Raw genomic sequence first — 17,751 nt, forward strand, 5'->3', positions numbered from 1 at the left:
TTTTCGAAGGTCTTGAACGTATCTACACTGGGTTTATTGTCTCTTCGATTTGACTGCATTGCTGATAATTTAAAGAGCTAAAGCTAGTAGATCTTGCATTTAAAAGACTCAATTTGAATTGAGGACGTTGAAGAAAATAGCGTGAGGCTGACAGGACGTCAGGCTAGCTTTCGTCGGGCCATGGACGGCCCATCGGAAGCGTTAGCATTTTCGAATAAGTCAGAAGTTAGCACAAACGAAGTTTAAAGCTGGATCGATCCCCGTTGGAAATCTTTTGCTTTTCAGAAAATTTCGCCGGAGCGGCAAGGGATGTCGAGAAGGGAAATGCTGTAGTTTCCCTTTCGTCTGGTGTGGGCGAAGCGCCACGACCTTGATTTAGACTTTAATTTAGACGTCAACCTAGACTTTGATTTAGATTTTTATCCAAATATAGAAATCATTAGCTAACGAAAGCTGTAACTAATAATGGATCAGGAATGTGTTACTCCTAACCCGTTTCTGTTTGCAAAAATGGGTTTCAAATATTAGTCCCAAATGAACTCACGGAAATGCTTACGACAAACTGACTCATAGCTTTCGTTGCCACCAATCGCCACTTGCTCGCCTTCACGCATTGGTTTGCCATTGCCATCAAGACGCACCACCATGTTGGCTTTACGGCCACAATGACAAATGGTTTTTAACTCAACCAATTTATCAGCCCATGCTAATAGGTATTGGCTGCCACTAAACAGCTCGCCCTGGAAATCAGTTTTAAGGCCATAACACAGTACTGGAATATCTAAATTATCCACCACGTGAGTTAATTGCTTCACTTGTTCTTTACTTAAAAACTGCGATTCATCAATTAAAATACAATGCAGCTTTTGGGTTTCAAGCTCAGTTTCAATCATCTTAGATAAGTTATCTTCAGCACCAAAAACTTGCGCTTCAGTTTCAATCCCTATTCTTGAGGCAACTTTTCCCACACCATAACGATCATCGATTGACGCTGTCATGACTAGCGTATTCATTCCGCGTTCACGGTAGTTATAAGATGATTGTAGAAGTGATGTTGATTTGCCAGCATTCATAGCCGAATAATAGAAATAGAGTTGTGCCAAAACAGAAGATCCTTATTGTTATAATCGCCGTTATTCTATCATCGAATCGACTTTTAAATAAGCCGATTACTGATTTAATAGCGTGAAGCTGTTAACAGGTTTTCTGGCAAATTACTGAGGCTATAACAATTAGCAAGTAAGGCGTGACAACCGTAAACCTCGCATACATTAACAAAATTTACATTCTGCAATAAATTAGATCACAGTTTTACTCGCTGTTTAGTCCATAACAATTACAGGCATCACAAAACCCAACATTCTTCATGTACGATTAAGAAACAATTGATAAATTGCATAAACAATTATAATTAAGGAAGTAGAAAGTCGATGCATAAAACAATTGTCGCAGTAGCCATTGCTACTACCCTCGCTTTAGGCGGTTGCAGTTACAACAATTCAAACAACTCAACTGAAACAACAACACAAGAGGCTGCAGTGCAACAGAATCCACTATTACAAGCCAGTGTTTTACAGTATCAGGCACCTGACTTTAGCCAGCTTAAAGATGAGCATTATCTGCCAGCCCTTGAGCTCGGTATGGCGCAGCATTACCAACAAATTTTGGATATTGCCGCTAACCCAGCAGCCGCCACGTTTGAGAATACCATTGCCGCAATGGAAAAAAGTGGCGCTTTACTAACCCGTACCTCGAGCATTTTCTATAACCTTACAGGTTCAAATAGCAACCCAGAGCTGCGTAAAGTACAAGGTATTATGGCGCCTAAAATGGCTGCCCACTCAGATAACATCAACCTGAACCCTGAGCTGTTTGCCCGTATTCAAACCATTTATGATAACCGCTTGACCATGTCGCTGACTGATGAAGAAGTCCGTTTAGTTGAAGTCTATCATCAGCGTTTTGTACTGGCGGGCGCAAAACTAACTGAAGCTGAAAAGCAGAAAATCCGTGAGTTAAATGAAGAGCAATCAACCCTCACCAATGAATTTGCTCAAAGGCTATTAAGACTAAGTAAAGAAATTGCTGTAACTGTGGACGATGAGGGTCAACTTGCAGGCTTATCAACATCTGCAATCGCTGCAGCAAAAGCGGATGCCGCTGCTGCGGGATTTGACGGCCAATACTTACTTAACATCACCAATACCACTCGTCAGCCAGTATTGGCGCAGCTAGATAATCGAGCATTACGTCAGCAAGTATGGGAAGCATCTGCTAACCGTGGCTTAACAGGCGAAAATGAAACGGCTTCATTAGTGGCACGTTTAGCACAGCTTCGGGCTAAAAAAGCCAAACTATTAGGTTTCGACACTTGGTCTGACTACCGCTTGGCGCCGCAAATGGCAAAAACACCTGAAGCGGTCTATGACATGTTCGGCTCTATGGTGCCAGCGGTCGTTGAAAACACCCAAAAAGAAGCTGCAGACATTCAAGCGATGATTGACAAAACCGGCGGCGACTTTACTCTAGCGCCATGGGACTGGGCTTATTACGCAGAGCTAGTGCGTAAAGAAAAATTTGACTTAGATTCAGCATCAATCAAGCCTTACTTTGAATTTAATCGCGTACTTGAAGATGGGGTTTTCTTTACCTTACAAGAGCTTTACGGCGTAACGCTTAAGCCGCGCCCAGACTTACCGGTTTATCATCCAGATGTAAAAGCTTACGAGATGTTTGATGAAGACGGGTCAAGCATGGCTATCTTCTACGCTGATTACTTTGCCCGAGAAGGCAAACGTGGCGGCGCATGGATGAGCTCTTTTGTTGGCCAGTCAGAGCTATTAAATCAAAAGCCTGTCGTTGTAAACGTGATGAACATTAAAAAGGCGCCTGAAGGCCAGCCAACGTTTGTGAGCTACGATGAAGCAACGACTATGTTCCATGAAATGGGCCACGGTACTCATGGTATGTTCTCAAAAGTGAAATACCCATCACTTGCTGGAACTTCAGTTTCACGTGACTTTGTAGAATTCCCGTCAACCTTTGAGGAAGACTGGGCCGCACATCCCAAAGTACTTGCTAATTACGCCAAGCATTATGATACGGGTAAACCTATCCCTGATGACTTGCTGCAAAAACTATTAGCGTCACGAAGCTTTAACCAAGGCTTCGATACGTTAGAGTATATGTCTGCAGCTCTGCTTGACCTAGAATGGCATGCACTGGACGCTGATGCTCCTTTACAGAACGTTGAGCAATTCGAAGCCAATGCTTTGAAAAAACACGGCGTTGATTTGCCTGCAGTGCCGCCACGTTACCGCTCAACCTACTTTGCGCATGCATTCCCTGGCGGTTACTCAGCAAGTTATTACGCTTATATGTGGAGTGAAATTCTTGCCGCTGATGCCTTTGCTTACGTGCAAACTCAAGGTGGTTTAAATCGCGAAATAGGCATGAAGTTTAGAAAAACGATTCGTGAAGTGGGCAACAGCGTACCGCCAATGGAAGCGTATCAAAACTTTAGAGGCCAAGCCCCAACCACGGAAGGATTACTTGAGCGCCGCGGCTTAAATTAATTAGCCTAACGTATACAGTAAATACAAAAATGCCACTCAATTGAGTGGCATTTTTTATGACTGAATATAAAAAATAGTCGTTACTTAGTTGCTATTTTAAGCCCTAATACTGCCAGTACAAATAACACTGAACAAGTAATAAAGCCCATTGCAACAGAGCCAGTAAAACCAAGCACTGTGTAACCGACAATACTGATAACAGCGACAATCAAGGCATACGGTAATTGCGTCATTACGTGGTCTAAGTGATGACAGCTCGCACCCGTTGACGACAAGATGGTGGTATCCGAGATTGGTGAACAATGGTCACCGAATACTGCACCAGATAATACTGCTGCAAGCATAGGTAACATCATAGTGCTGTCACTGCCCATTGCCATATCAGCTGCGATTGGCAACATGATACCGAACGTCCCCCAGCTTGTGCCGGTTGAGAAAGCAGTTAAACCAGCAAGCAAGAATAATACTGCAGGTAATAATGCAAACGGGATATTACCAGTAGCAAGGCTTGCCATGTACTTACCTGTTTCAAGCTCACCAATCACTGATGCGATGGTCCAAGCAAATAACAAGATGTAGATAGCAGGTAGCATTGATTTCGCGCCGACCTTAAGGCCAGTAAACATCATGCTAGCACTGATTTTTTGTTGAATTGTCAGTAGTACCGTCACAACTAAGCCCACGAGTGACCCGTAAAATAATGACTCACTCACTTCAGTGTTTTCAAAAGCACCTAGTACGCTAAACTTTAGGCCTTCACTTGCTAATGCATCCGCACCAGTTGCAACCATAAAGTAAATCGTCGCTGCCACCAAAACAAAAATCGGTAGGAATAGACCTAGAATTTTACCCGTATCCGCTTCTGGTAAATCAGCCGTTGCACCTGGTGGTAAGCCTTTGCTTTCGTCAAACAATTCGCCTTTTTGCGCATTACGCTCATGTTGACGCATTGGGCCGATATCTAAGCCAAAGATAGCCACACAAAGTAATAGCAATAAAGCGAAAATGGCGTAGAAATTCATCGGCACCATTTGTAAAAAGACGCTTAGGTGTCCTGTGTCAGCAAAGCCATGTGCCGTTAAAATGCCGCCGATTAATGCGATGATATATGCACCCCAGCTAGAAACGGGTGAGATAACACAAACTGGCGCAGCTGTTGAATCGAGCAAATAGGCTAACTTAGCGCGAGAAATATGATAACGGTCGGTAATAGGACGTGCGATTGAGCCAACAACAATGCTGTTGAAGTAGTCATCAATAAACACCACACAACCTAAGAATATCGTCATCAGTTTAGCATCACGCTTATTACGAATGCGTTGATGTGCCCAATCGGCAAAAGCGCGAGCTGAACCACTGACTGTGATTAATGCGGTGATCATCCCAAGTACCACTAAGAAGCCGATGATCTGTAAATTCCACGCGTTTAGCGCGCCATCATCCCATACTAGACTGGTTACAGTGCTAAAGAGGTGACTTGCTGCAGTACCTATTGAAAAGTCGCTTAAAAGCACCACACCGGCAAGAATACCTAAGCCAAGTGAAAGAAGCACTTTACGTGTGACCACTGCAAGAATAATTGCCACAACAGGAGGCAAAAGCGAAAGTGCCGAATCGGCGTAACTTGTTATCATCATTTTTTATAATTTCTTCGTTGAGTACGAATGGAGGATAACTGATAAGGCAAGACAACGCAGAAAGCGAAGACAAGGATCTTTTCAGTAGCACTCCACAGTAATATCGATATCAACATCGATATCCATTGTTTTATCCTCACGGATAAAAATTACTATGACAGTGCAGCCCCTTTCGGAAACTGCCCCAGCAAACGGTTTTGATATAACCAGTTCGCTTCGGCACCAAATCCTTTCCGTTTAAGTTATTGGTATCACCCAACGTAAACTTACTGATATTTGATGCGCCTCTACTTATGTAGTCAGCACAGTGAGAGCCTTATTTGAAGCTCTCTGCCGATACACGCCACTATACAAACATAAGCACGAGGTTAATTGCCAGATAAAAGTAGCTTATCTTGTGAGAAATAACATCACAATCAAAAAACGCCACAGCGGCTTATCAAGGGTGTAACGATTTATTAGCAAGCGTTGTTTTATCCATCAATATCACCATTTCAAGGGATGTTTGACCAAATAGGAGGGGTAATACTATTTTCAAACCTGATTAAGCTGTACTGCTCTGCGAGATAATTTTTGTTTGATAAAATCAACAGACTTAATACTCAAACTTAATTTATGATGCTATTTAACGCTAGATTGTGTTTGTGTGTTTGTCTGTCTGTATCGGTGCGTGACAAGTCATAATGAAAAAGTAAGTGCCTTGAAAGTATTGCTATTGAATAACAGGCAAGAACTAATCCACCCCATTCATTTATGATTGTTTTTCACCTAACAAGCCACTCCCATTAAAAAGTTAAAGCATCAGACTATGCATTATCAATATAGGTCGAACCGATACAGTTGGAGCATTTACTTTATTAAGTAAGGGATTCCAAAGTCACATATCCCAAAAAAATAATGAATAAATATGCAAATAAAAACACATCAATGGCAGGGTTATTCACAACGGTAATAAATATCTAAGGCTGAAATGACTAATTTAAAACAAAAATGTAGCTACTGACTAATTTACTCTTGTCTAACTTGAGTTTACTGCCACGCATGGCGATTTGACTGGCTATAAAACAAAAAAGGTTTTTGCCAATATGACAAAAACCTTCCTAAAATGCATAAAACTTACTGTTTAAACCAGCCTATAAATAATAGGTAAAATACTGATTATAATAAATTAGTAAGTTCTGGAATCGCATCAAACAAATCAGCTTCAAGACCATAGTCAGCGACTTGGAATATAGGCGCTTCAGGATCTTTGTTAATTGCGACAATCACTTTTGAATCTTTCATGCCCGCTAAATGCTGAATCGCACCAGAAATACCCACAGCGATATATAAGTCAGGCGCAACAATTTTACCTGTTTGACCCACTTGTAAATCATTCGGTACAAAACCCGCATCTACTGCAGCACGTGATGCACCGACAGCAGCGGTCATTTTGTCAGCAAGCGCTTCAAGAATGGCAAAATTATCTCCACTGCCCATACCACGGCCACCAGAAACAATCACACCAGCGCTACCTAACTCAGGACGCTCTGATTCAGTCAATGTTTGCGATACAAACACAGTCTTAGCTTCGGCGACAAAATCTACCGCCACAGCTTCTGCACTGCCTTCGTTGCCCACTGCATCAAATGCACTCGTGCGCACAGTTAACACTTTCTTGTCATCTAAACTTTGTACTGTTGCTAAAGCAGAGCCAGCATAGATAGGACGAACAAATGTATCTGCACTAACAACTTCAATCACTTCTGAAATTTGTGCGACGTCCAATAATGCAGCCACGCGAGGTAGAGTATCTTTACCAACACTTGTCGCAGCAGCCAGAACGTAGTCGTAATCGCCAGCAAGTTTAAGCACGAGTTCTGATAAATTTTCAGCCATTTGTGCTTCATATGCAGCTGCATCAGCCACTAAAACCTTACTGACGCCAGTTAATGCTTGCGCAGCAGTAACAGCTGCAGCACATGCACTGCCAGCCACTAATACATGAACATCACCGCCAATGGCTGTCGCAGCGCTAACTACTTTTGCTGTGTCTAATTTTAAACTTGCATTGTCGTGCTCTGCTAATACTAGAATGGCCATAATTAGATCACCTTCGCTTCATTTTTTAACTTTTCAACTAGCTCAGCTACTGAACTCACCATGATGCCAGCTTGACGTTCAGCAGGAGGCGTCACTTTAACGATAGTTTGGTGTGCTTTTAAGCTAACACCTAAATCATCAATTGAAAGCGTCTCAAGCGGCTTACGCTTCGCCTTCATAATATTAGGCAGTGAAGCGTAACGAGGTTCATTTAAACGTAAATCAGCTGTCACAACCGCTGGTAATGGCATTTTAAGGGTCTGTAAACCGCCATCGACTTCACGTGTTACTTCTGCGCCGTCTGCACTCAATTTAAGTTCTGATGCAAACGTGGCTTGAGGCATTTGGGTTAATGCAGCAAGCATTTGGCCAGTTTGGTTGTTGTCGCCATCGATAGATTGCTTACCAAAAATCACTAAATCTGCTTGTTCTTTTTCTTGCACCGCTTTAAGAATTTTAGCAATTGATAAAGGCACTAGCTCTTCATCCGTTTGCACATGAATAGCGCGATCAGCACCAAGTGCCATAGAGGTACGTAGCTGTTCTTGCACAGCTTTAGCTCCAATACTCACCACCACGACTTCAGTCGCACTTCCCGCTTCTTTTAATCGAACTGCTTCTTCAACAGCAATTTCACAAAATGGGTTTAACGCCATTTTTAAATTAGCAGTATCAACATTTGTGTTATCAGCCTTTACTCTGACTTTCACATTGGCATCGACTACGCGCTTTACAGGCACCAATACTTTCATGGGATTTCCTTCTACACCTTCAATGTATGTGGATGGCACATTGGCTATCACCAATGCAATATGGCACAACTTTACGTCCTGTTAACGTTAACGTCAACCAAAGTCAAACACTTGTTTATATCTTTTTTATTAACTTGGTCGGTATAAATAAGTTGTATTAAGCATTTATTTATTTATCAAGCGGGGTATTTGCGCTTTTTTATTTAAAATTTGTTCATTTAAGGATTTTTTATTTGATCCAATCAAATTTAGTTTCTATTATTAAAGGCGATTCAAGTAACCGTGTTTTTCTACTATTATTTTGTTTTAACATTTTAAATAGTCAAATCAATTTACACTCTCGTTTGATAACAATTAAACAATCTAGAGTTTTGGTAAGTATTATTTAATAGCCACAGAATTACTTGAGATACTTATTAATTAAAATCATTAGGATGCACATTGATATGAGTGACTTTTTAGAAATTTTAACACATGGTCGTCGTTTTAAAGCTGCTGTAAAAGAGTTATCACTAGAAGATTTACGTGAGCTTTCAGTTAAGTTAGAAAAGATTATCACTGAAAGAGAAGAAGACGAAAAAGCTGAATTAGAAGCGAATGCTGAACGTAATGAACGTATAGCCGAAATATTAGCTCAAATTGAAAACAGTGGTTTATCAATTGAAGACTTAGGCGAAATTACTGCTAAGCCAGCACCTAAAAAGCGTGCCCCTCGCCCGGCTAAATACCAAATTGAAGTTGATGGTGAATTAATTCAGTGGACTGGCCAAGGTCGTATGCCAACGGTATTTAAAAACCAAATTGATGCAGGCAAGAAAATGGAAGACTTTTTAATTCCTGGTATGGAATAAAAGTTCACCTTTTTGAAATTAAAGAGCTTACTTCGGTAGGCTCTTTTGTTATCTGCATAAGCCTTTATCAAGTATTTCCACAATCCTGTAAGCCATGTAAACTGTAGGCAATATAGACTCCTCTTTAATGCTCTAAATAAATTAGGCCGTATTATGAACACTTCTCAAACGATTGCGTTAATCACCCTCTTCTCTACAGTACTTTTATCAGCATGTTCAAGTAATTACACCTTTAATAGTAATTTAGATGGTGAAGCTATCGATGAATACTTTAAGCCGACAAGTGTTGAATTGTATATTGACGGTGCAAGCCCCAAAGGCCCCTATGAAATCGTTGGCTTAGTTGAAGGTGAATCTTGTCAAGAAACAGAATCAGGTGTGCCAGCTAATATTGCAGATGCACGCACCCAAGCACGTAAAAAAGCAGTCGAACTTGGCGCGAATGGCTTAATAGTGAAAAAGTGTCTATTAACAGAACAAAAGACCAATACTTGTTATACCCAAGCATTTTGTGTCGGCCAGGCGATTAAAACAGCCACAGCTCAATAACCTTTAAATATATTAGTTATATAAATGAATAAATATTCTGAACAGTCTTTTAATTCTCAAATTGAAGCTGTTGCAATATGTCGCACCCCGTACAAACAAAAGTTTGGAATACCGCGACAACCTGGACTAGTCAATGTTCGAGGCTGGGTTGAGCTTGCTCCCCATGTTAATAACATCGATGCAGTAAGAGGTATTGAGCAATATTCTCACTTATGGCTACTTTTTTGTTTTCACCAAAATTTAGCTCAAGGTTGGAAAAATACGGTTAGGCCACCCAGACTAGGTGGCAATGAAAAGCTAGGGGTATTTGCCACTCGCTCAACGTTTAGGCCAAACGGCATTGGTCAGTCAGTGGTTAAATTACACAATGTTGTGCAACAAAATGGCAAAGTCTGTTTAGAAATATCGGGGATGGATTTATTAGACGGTACGCCAATCATTGATATTAAACCTTATATTCCTTTTTCTGATGCTATTGATAATGCCAGTGGTGGTATTGCGCAATCTGCACCACAATTAATTGACGTACAATTTAGTCAATTAGCTGAAAGCCAATTGGCTGAATATTCGAACGAAAATAAAGTGGCTGATTTAAAACAAGTGGTGAATGATGTATTAGCTCAAGACCCTCGCCCTGCTTATAAAAAAGCAAAAGATGATGCTAAGATATATCAAGTGGCTTTATATGATATCGATATTTTTTGGCACCTTAATAATGACAAAATTGAAGTGATAGAGATTAAACCCACTTCGGTTTGTTAGCTATGGTTTCTCCCTTACAAACAAGCAAGTATTACTCTTCCATCATTATTTAATATAAGCCCATAACCATGACTCAAGATAAACCTGATTATCAAGCACAACATAAAAAACGTTTGTCTTGGATGCCTTGGCTTTATTTTTCATTAAAAGAAAAACACTTAATCTGGGCTAAGCCTTGGCAAGATGATATTCAGCTGCATTTATCTTCAGTTGAAACCGTCCATATTGGTGAGCAGTGTTTCATTGCGCCTGAAGCAAGGATATTTGCTGAGCGTGGCCGAGATATCCGTATCGGCGACCAATGTATGATTGCTGCTGATGTGTTTTTACATGGCCCTATCACCATGGGCAAAGAAGTCGCCATTAACCATGGCTGCTCTTTTGATGGCGGTAGAGTGGGTATTACCATTGGAGACAAAACTCGCATTGCCAATAATGTCACTATATATGCCTTTAATCATGGCATGTCAGTAGACTCCCCCATATACCAACAACCTGTGACAACCAAAGGGATTACCATTGGTGAAGATGTTTGGATTGGCGCACAAGCGGGTATTGTCGATGGAGTGAATATCGGTAACCAAGCCGTCGTCGGTATGGGCAGCATAGTGACAAAAGATGTCCCCGAGTTTGCCATCGTTGCAGGAAACCCTGCCAAAATCATTGGTGACAGGCGCGATAAATAACAGAAGCCCTCTACGACTTATTACACTTACTCAAAGATAAATAAGGTAAGGTTAATTCGCTTATCATCTGCGTTATATTCTTTGTTTACATGTATTAATATTTGACGGCATGCCCTAAATCCCATGGCCAAATATTAAACTAGATTAATAACTTAGCTTTCTCCTAACACGAGTCAACGAACGCTCGCTATAGTGGCACTGACCACTCCCTTTTTCGCCAACTGATAATAAAGCTTTATACAGTTCAATTATCTGGTGACAACAACGTGGCAAATGCTAAAATGTCGCCCATTAATAGTTACTAAGTGGACAATGGGAATGCGAGTTAGCAATTACCTGCTTTCAACACAAAAAGAAACCCCTGCAAATGCAGAGGTTGCCAGTCATCAATTAATGCTACGCGCAGGTTTTATCCGTCGTAATGCATCAGGTCTTTATTCATGGTTACCGAGCGGCCTACGTGTTTTACGTAAGGTTGAAGCGATTATTCGTGAAGAAATGGACAAAGCAGGTGCAATTGAAATCTTAATGCCTTTGGTTCAACCCGCTGATCTTTGGGTTGAAACTGGCCGTTGGGAAAAATTTGGCCCTGAATTGTTACGCTTCCAAGATCGTCACAATCGCGATTTTGTACTTGGCCCAACCCATGAAGAAGTGATTACTGACTTAGTGCGTAAAGAAGTGAGCTCATACAAGCAGCTTCCTTTAAGCCTTTATCAAGTACAAACTAAATTCCGTGATGAAGTTCGTCCACGTTTCGGTGTAATGCGTGCCCGTGAATTCTTGATGAAAGATGCATACTCTTTCCATTTAAACCAAGAATGTATGGATAAGACTTACGCAGCGATGCATGAAGCTTATAACAATATCTTCAAGCGTATGGGCTTAGCTTTCCGCTCTGTGATTGCTGATACTGGGTCAATTGGTGGTGATACTTCGCATGAGTTCCACGTACTGGCTAACAGTGGTGAAGATTTAATTGCTTACTCAACGGGTAGTGATTATGCCGCTAACATTGAAAAAGCAGAATCTCCTGAGCCTACTGCGACTTTAGCAGCGCCATCTCAAGAAATGAATCTAGTTGATACACCCAATGCTAAAACCATCACTGAGTTAGTTGAGCAATTTAACATCGCTATCACTAAAACAGTGAAAACATTGATTGTTAAAGGCGCCACTGAAGAAGCACCTTTAGTAGCATTGATTGTTCGTGGCGATCATGAGCTGAATGAATTAAAAGCTGAAAAGCATGAGCTTGTGCTTTCTCCATTCGAGTTCGCTAGCGATGAAGAAATCAAAGACCTTATCGGTGCAGGCCCTGGTTCTTTAGGCCCTGTTGGTCTTGAAATGCCAATTATCATCGATAAAGATGTTGCGGTAATCAATGACTTTAGTGCTGGTGCTAACCAAGAAGGTAAACACTTCTTCGGCATTAACTGGGAACGTGATTTACCAATGGCTCAAGCCATGGATATCCGTAACGTAGTTGAAGGTGAAGCGACACCTGATGGCCAAGGGGTTTATGCCTTTGCACGTGGTATCGAAGTCGGTCACATTTTCCAGTTAGGCACTAACTACTCAGAAGCGATGGGCGCAACCGTACTCGATGAAAACGGTAAATCTAAAGTCATGATGATGGGCTGTTATGGCGCTGGTGTTAGCCGTATCGTTGCCGCTGCGATTGAGCAAAACCATGATGAACGCGGGATGATGTTACCAGAAACATTGGCTCCGTTTACCGTCGGCATTTTACCGATGAACATGCACAAGTCTCATCGCGTAAAAGAAATGGCTGAACAGCTTTATAAAGATTTAGCTGCTGAAGGCATCGAGATATTACTCGACGATCGTAAAGAGCGTCCTGGTGTGATGTTCAACGACATGGAACTAGTGGGTTTACCACACGTCGTCGTGATTGGTGATCGCAATATCGATGCTGGCGTGTTTGAGTACAAAAACCGCCGCACCGGTGAGAAGCAAGATATCCCATTCGATCAAATTGTTGATTTCATCAAGTCTTCAATCAAAAGCTAATTGATTTGGCGATAATTTAAAACGCACCTTTTGGTGCGTTTTTTTATGCCTAAGCATTTATCGCATCCAATATCCTTTCAATATTTATGCTTAAATTATCGTTCTATTACTCGTCGAACCAGATATTATTAACCATACTGATATCATGGCGTTAGTCATAAGAAAGGAGATCTTAGTTGTCAGAGTCAATTGCACTTGTTTTAGGCGGTGGTGGCGCTAGAGCGGCCTATCAAATTGGGGTATTAAAAGCCCTAGTTCAACTGTATCCACGGAATCATCATATTCCGTTTGAAATAATCAGTGGCACGTCTGCTGGTGCAATTAATGCGACTTCATTAGCCACTCACGCTTCATGTTTTCATCTTGGAGTGAAAAAGTTAGATTGGGTTTGGCGTCATTTTGAAACGAAGAAGGTCTATCGTTCTTCATTTTGGGGCGTATTTAAACATCTATGTAAAATGGCGCTCAAAGGTTTGCAAAGCGACAAAATGAACACTGATGCTGGCAGCTTATTAGATAACGCGCCACTGCGCGGTCTGTTGAACCAGCTAATTGATTTTCAACGTATTGAACGCAATATTGGTAGTGGAGCGTTAAAAGCCATTAGTTTAGATGCTTCAAGCTATAACGACTCACACTCCTATAGCTTCTTTCAAGCCAATAATACTGTGAGTGACTGGAAACGAGCGAGAAGACAAGGAAACCGCTGCACGTTAACTACAGACCACTTAATGGCAACGTCAGCAATACCATTAGTATTTCCTTCGATTAAATTAAACCAAGCCTACTTTGGTGATGGCTCTGTGCATCAACTATCTCCTTTATCAAGTCCTATTCATTTAGGCGCTGACAAAATTATGGTGATCAATCTCGATAGTCCTCATCAACAACATCATAATGAGATTGATGCTCACCCTAAAACTGCCACCATTGCAGGTCATTTGCTCGATACCATTTTCTCCGATACCTTAAACAGTGACTTAGAGCGATTAGAGCGAATTAACTCAACATTAGCTTTGATACCTGAAAATAATGCTAAACAAATCCATTTACGTAAAATCGATACCTTAGTGATTAAACCCAGTGAAGATTTGAGTGAAATTGCAGCACGATATTTTAAAGAATTACCTATTGCTATCAGAATTTTACTTAAGTTTTTTGGGGTTGATTGTGAAACAGACTCAAGTATCGTGTCATATTTATTATTTGAAAAAGCCTACACGAGTGCTTTAATTGATTTAGGCTATCAAGACGCAATGACGCAGATTGATACCATAAAGCAGTTTTTTAATATCGAGCACTAAGTTCATTTTCGCTGATGATTAACTTTGACTTATTTAATGATGTAAACGGTGACTTATTTAATGATGTAAACGATGACCTTGTGTCATTTGCAGTTTGACAAGGAATATGAAACCACGGAAAAATTAAAGGAATAGATATGAACGCAATAAGGATAATTGCAGTAATCGCCATGCTAATGGCCATTTCAATATTAACAGCATGCTCTGACTCTCAGTTGAGCTTTGACCCAGATCCTACTAAAGGCAGCTTACATACAGTCAATTGGCCTGGCGTATATCAAGGTACTTTCCCTTGCCCAAGCTGCGATGGTATGAAAACGACCCTCACACTCACCCCACCAAATCAATATACAATCTCCACTGAACACTTGGGCCAAGACCCGCTACCATTTAACAATAGTGGGCTATTCCATTGGGATAAAACTGGCAACGTCATCTACTTAGATAGAGGCCAGATATACCATGTGGTCGAAGAGAAAATGTTCTTACTCAATGTAGAAAGTGAACGCATACGTGGTGAAAATGAAGAAAAATACATCGTCAATAAGATTGCCGAGCTACCTAGTCGCCCCGCCATCAGCAGTGACTTTATTCCAGCTTCATCTTTAGTAAGAGATTGAACAAAAAAATTCACCGTCATAGGTGATTTTTTTTGCTTTCGTTACAAATTCAAATTAGGTAAAAATGAGTTTGTATTCAACGTGAATACAAGTCATCACTGAGTATAACCAATCAGGTTTTTTAGTGATTATTAATCAGTTTAAGAAACACCTTGGAAAGACAAATGTCTCAATACTACAAATTTGATATCGACGACATCCTTTGGGATAACGAAGTTGACGAAAAACCAAAAGCGAAGAAACTCAAACAACGCAGAAAAGATACTAAGCGTCGTTACGCAGATGATTATGCCGAATTGGATTTTGAAGTAAATCAGTACAATTAAGTGTTTATACTTATTCGATTAAAAGCAAGTTGCTAGGGCCTGTTGCTCTTTGCTGGTTAAGTTTTGTTCGAAATAAAAGCGTTTTAATTGAGGCGGATGGATTGATGCCTAGTCATCTAAGCAAAATTAATCCAACAAAGAGTAAAACGCTTTTAGTCGAACCCTTTGGGCAGCGTTTGTTGGTCATTTTTACTGCGTTATCGACTTTTTATGTAGAATAACTACACTACAAAGTCTCTGCCTTGCATAAATGGCCAACAATTCGCTGCAAAAATAACCTTGAAAGATCAACAGGCCCTAGGCAACTTGCTTTTTTTTGTGATATTTCTTAAGCCCTATAATTGATAATATAAATAGCGCGATCAACCAGCAGGTCTGACTCAGTTCAGCTAATTAAAAGCGTGAAGTTCCGCCAATGTAAAAACCATCCTCGAATGATCTGTTTGACTGGTTATCATACTTAAATTTCAGATTACGGTAACCGATGAAGATTGCCATGTTAGGGTTAAAATCATACTGTACTTTTGCACCTAATTCGGTGTAACCATCAACATCTGAAAATGATAATACAGACGGAGCATAATAAGCATCGCCATGAATCGATATATTATTGCCTAAAGCCAATGAATAATGACCACCAACAGAAATAACGCTGCCATCAGGATTATCATCAAACCAAACTGAGGTCCATTTAGGACCAATTTCAATCGTATGAGCACCAGTCTGATGAGTCATATGCATAGCAAATTCTGCAAGCTGACCTTTTTTATCAGAATAGATATAACCCGCTTCAAGATTGCTATGAGGGTTTATATTGGCCTTTAGATTAGCTGACACGACATGTTCACTTAAACCAATAGTGATTTCGCTCGCTGTTACGCTTAAAGGTAACGTACTCGCAGCTAACGATGCCGCTAAGATAATTTTTCTCATTTGATAAACTCAGTCTTAAAGTCTTATTTTGCAGGGATTATACTGGCCAAATCCCGTTAGTCTTTAAAAATCAGTTGTATCGTTCAGGCTTCGCGCAATACACACACAAAGTTAAAACACATGGACAACAAAAAAAGGAATTTTGTTAATGATTGATACCCATTCACGATGAATTACGTATTCATTAGAGCGGGACTCATCGTGAGTGTGTAAATGAGAAAGTGAGAAAGTGAGAAAGTCGATATAATGAATCAAAATTAAATTGCGCACAATTTAATTGACTAAATTATTTTCTACTATATAGTGATATTAAATCTATGAGGAGTGTATTTATGAGCCAATCTTTTTACGAGCAAAGCGCAGTTGATATTCAAGGCAACGCTGTATCAATGTCAGATTACAAAGGCAAAGTTGTTTTGGTTGTTAATACGGCGAGTGAGTGCGGTTTTACTCACCAATACAAGCCACTAGAGCACCTATATCAACTGTATAAAGATCAAGGTTTCGTGGTATTGGGTTTTCCATGTAATCAATTCGGTGGTCAAGAGAAAGGCGATGAAGCGACAATTAGTCAATTCTGTGAATTAAATTTTGGTGTTAGTTTCCCTTTATTCAGTAAAGTCGACGTTAATGGTACTGAAGTAGCGCCACTCTATAAGTTTCTTAAATCTTCTGCTAAAGGTCTATTAGGCAGTGAATCAATCAAGTGGAATTTCACTAAATTTTTGATCAACAAAGACGGTAAAGTGTTAAAGCGTTACTCACCAACCACCAAGCCAGAAAATTTAATGACTGAAATTGAAACTTTACTAAAATAATTGATGGCTAAAGTGACAAATAACTGGAGTAAACGGTTTGCTCAAGCATGCAATTAAATTTACACATACCCATTTGTTGTTCGCAATTGCTTGATTTTAAAACCACAAAAATTTATATGCTAAAAATATTAAAATAATTGTATTTTTTTTGAACTATTGTCGCAGGTGAGAGTCTTATTTAATAAGACAGTTTGATTTCACTTTCATCATCTCCCTGGGACTTCTAGCGCGGTCCCCTTGATCTCAAAGTGGATCGATAGGCAATCAATTGATTGCCTTTTTTTATGGCATTTTTTTATGCTTTTTACGAGGGATTGGATGCGGTTTCACCAGCAATTGGCTTAATGACTAGCTTAATGATTGGCCTAGTTAATGACTTAATAAGCGCATTCAACAATTTTTAACGTTATTTAAGTTTATTTCAACCTTCTGGGAACTAAACGATTTCTCATCACTCTGAGTAATTGTAGCAAGTGATAAGTCACTAAATTTCCCCCATCATCTTTTGATGATGTTTTAGTATTTGTCTTATCACTTTCGTTTTATAAACGACTTTAGGCTACCTCCATTTTTCATGCTTCATCACTCCCTTTTGGGATTATGCAAACGCTAGCGCCATTACATGATCTCTTTACGTAATTATTTGCAGGCAACCTTTGGGTTGCCTTTTTTTTAACTTTATTCTCAGTATTTCAAGATAGTGCATTAGTTTGTACAGTTAAAAATTATTAGTGATTTTTTCAAATAATTTGAACCTTTTCTTACCTAGGTACTCATAGTAACTGTAGCGAGTTGGTCATGTTTATTTATCTCCAACGTATA

General features: G+C 40.1%; 15 protein-coding genes, 1 pseudogene and 1 riboswitch. Of the genes and pseudogenes, 11 read left to right on the top strand and 5 right to left on the bottom strand.

What is annotated here, in order from left to right; genetic code table 11:
* Positions 1-524: 524 nt before the first annotated feature.
* A complete protein-coding gene (locus tag LMH66_RS19810) occupies positions 525-1,103 on the bottom strand; it encodes a thymidine kinase (RefSeq protein ID WP_102528814.1) in 579 nt (192 codons plus the stop codon).
* A 327-nt stretch (positions 1,104-1,430) separates the two neighbouring features.
* Between LMH66_RS19810 and LMH66_RS19815 the strand changes: the two genes are divergently transcribed.
* Positions 1,431-3,575 (top strand): M3 family metallopeptidase, encoded by a 2,145-nt coding sequence (locus LMH66_RS19815; RefSeq protein WP_229372577.1) that lies wholly within the window; start codon positions 1,431-1,433, stop codon positions 3,573-3,575.
* A gap of 80 nt (positions 3,576-3,655) precedes the next feature.
* Here LMH66_RS19815 and LMH66_RS19820 read toward each other — a convergent pair whose 3' ends face one another.
* The 3 genes from LMH66_RS19820 to LMH66_RS19830 all read right to left on the bottom strand — a co-directional run bounded on the left by LMH66_RS19820 (position 3,656) and on the right by LMH66_RS19830 (position 8,046).
* Entirely contained in the window at positions 3,656-5,212 is a 1,557-nt protein-coding gene (locus tag LMH66_RS19820; protein ID WP_229372579.1) for a Na+/H+ antiporter NhaC family protein, read from the bottom strand.
* Between the two features lie 77 nt (positions 5,213-5,289).
* Positions 5,290-5,510, bottom strand: a riboswitch (Lysine riboswitch).
* Between the two features lie 860 nt (positions 5,511-6,370).
* Complete coding sequence (locus tag LMH66_RS19825) at positions 6,371-7,294, bottom strand: electron transfer flavoprotein subunit alpha/FixB family protein (RefSeq protein ID WP_229372581.1); 924 nt, start codon at positions 7,292-7,294, stop codon at positions 6,371-6,373.
* A 2-nt stretch (positions 7,295-7,296) separates the two neighbouring features.
* A complete protein-coding gene (locus LMH66_RS19830) occupies positions 7,297-8,046 on the bottom strand; it encodes an electron transfer flavoprotein subunit beta/FixA family protein (RefSeq protein WP_102528810.1) in 750 nt (249 codons plus the stop codon).
* Between the two features lie 446 nt (positions 8,047-8,492).
* Here LMH66_RS19830 and LMH66_RS19835 point away from each other — a divergent pair, with 446 nt between their 5' ends.
* The 9 genes and pseudogenes from LMH66_RS19835 (at position 8,493) to LMH66_RS20590 (ending at position 15,510) form a co-directional block, all read left to right on the top strand.
* Positions 8,493-8,897 (top strand): H-NS family nucleoid-associated regulatory protein, encoded by a 405-nt coding sequence (locus LMH66_RS19835; RefSeq protein ID WP_102528809.1) that lies wholly within the window; start codon positions 8,493-8,495, stop codon positions 8,895-8,897.
* Between the two features lie 153 nt (positions 8,898-9,050).
* Entirely contained in the window at positions 9,051-9,446 is a 396-nt protein-coding gene (gene rcsF, locus LMH66_RS19840; RefSeq protein WP_102528808.1) for an Rcs stress response system protein RcsF, read from the top strand.
* A gap of 24 nt (positions 9,447-9,470) precedes the next feature.
* A complete protein-coding gene (tsaA, locus tag LMH66_RS19845) occupies positions 9,471-10,208 on the top strand; it encodes a tRNA (N6-threonylcarbamoyladenosine(37)-N6)-methyltransferase TrmO (protein WP_229372583.1) in 738 nt (245 codons plus the stop codon).
* A 68-nt stretch (positions 10,209-10,276) separates the two neighbouring features.
* Complete coding sequence (locus LMH66_RS19850) at positions 10,277-10,894, top strand: acyltransferase (protein ID WP_229372586.1); 618 nt, start codon at positions 10,277-10,279, stop codon at positions 10,892-10,894.
* A 318-nt stretch (positions 10,895-11,212) separates the two neighbouring features.
* Positions 11,213-12,928 (top strand): proline--tRNA ligase, encoded by a 1,716-nt coding sequence (locus tag LMH66_RS19855; RefSeq protein WP_229372588.1) that lies wholly within the window; start codon positions 11,213-11,215, stop codon positions 12,926-12,928.
* A 176-nt stretch (positions 12,929-13,104) separates the two neighbouring features.
* Positions 13,105-14,232 carry a patatin-like phospholipase family protein gene (locus LMH66_RS19860; protein WP_229372590.1) on the top strand — a complete coding sequence of 376 codons (1,128 nt, stop codon included), beginning with the start codon at positions 13,105-13,107 and terminating at the stop codon, positions 14,230-14,232.
* A 137-nt stretch (positions 14,233-14,369) separates the two neighbouring features.
* Complete coding sequence (locus tag LMH66_RS19865) at positions 14,370-14,852, top strand: copper resistance protein NlpE (protein WP_229372593.1); 483 nt, start codon at positions 14,370-14,372, stop codon at positions 14,850-14,852.
* 164 nt (positions 14,853-15,016) lie between these two features.
* Positions 15,017-15,178, top strand: coding sequence for a small highly charged protein (locus LMH66_RS19870; RefSeq protein ID WP_102528802.1), 162 nt, complete (start codon positions 15,017-15,019; stop codon positions 15,176-15,178).
* Between the two features lie 104 nt (positions 15,179-15,282).
* Positions 15,283-15,510: pseudogene (locus LMH66_RS20590) on the top strand (hypothetical protein).
* Positions 15,511-15,571: 61 nt separating this feature from the next.
* Here the strand turns inward: LMH66_RS20590 and LMH66_RS19880 are convergent.
* The gene (locus LMH66_RS19880; protein WP_229372595.1) at positions 15,572-16,111 is read right to left on the bottom strand and encodes a YfaZ family outer membrane protein; all 540 of its coding nucleotides are present in this window, start codon (positions 16,109-16,111) and stop codon (positions 15,572-15,574) included.
* Positions 16,112-16,443: 332 nt separating this feature from the next.
* Here LMH66_RS19880 and LMH66_RS19885 point away from each other — a divergent pair, with 332 nt between their 5' ends.
* Positions 16,444-16,929, top strand: coding sequence for a glutathione peroxidase (locus tag LMH66_RS19885; protein ID WP_229372597.1), 486 nt, complete (start codon positions 16,444-16,446; stop codon positions 16,927-16,929).
* Positions 16,930-17,751 lie beyond the last annotated feature (822 nt).

It is taken from the genome of Shewanella sp. 10N.7 (genome assembly GCF_020806285.1).
GTDB classification, from domain to species: Bacteria; Pseudomonadota; Gammaproteobacteria; order Enterobacterales; family Shewanellaceae; genus Shewanella; species Shewanella electrodiphila.